Source organism: Pseudoalteromonas sp. SIMBA_162 (genome assembly GCF_046535955.1).
Lineage (GTDB): Bacteria > Pseudomonadota > Gammaproteobacteria > Enterobacterales > Alteromonadaceae > Pseudoalteromonas > Pseudoalteromonas marina.
In genome coordinates this window covers 1-355 of record NZ_JAWJBQ010000143.1, presented here as the reverse complement: position 1 = coordinate 355, position 355 = coordinate 1, and the positions used below count along the sequence as shown (strand labels likewise).

Genomic DNA, 355 nt, shown 5'->3' with positions numbered 1-355 from the left:
CAAGGGTATCGACAGTCTGTGCTTCGTCAGCAACATGAGTGCCGAATCGATCTTCATCGAGCACATCATCGCCAGGCTGGATACCAGTCATGGCAGCCTGCTGATGGATGTCACCGAGTTCGAACGCAGCTATCAGGAAGGTGACGAGCAGGGTAACAATCAGCAGGACGGTGAGAGCGAACAGCCCGCGCAGGAGGCTTCCAGCAGCAGTGAATGGCGTATCTCCGATACCACGCGTCAGGGGCCGCTGGGCTCGGGCGACTTCCTGCATATCGGGACTTTCTCTGAAGTCATCGAGCGCATGGCGCGCCGCAATGGCATCTCGCTCGACGGCCACTGGCCCAGCAATGAGCAG

The 355-nt window shown here is 59.2% G+C and carries 1 protein-coding gene; it reads left to right on the top strand.

Features of this window, described 5'->3' with window-relative positions:
- Positions 1-355 (top strand): hypothetical protein (locus R0J88_RS19075; RefSeq protein WP_410900740.1); only part of this gene is annotated, 355 nt, incomplete at both ends.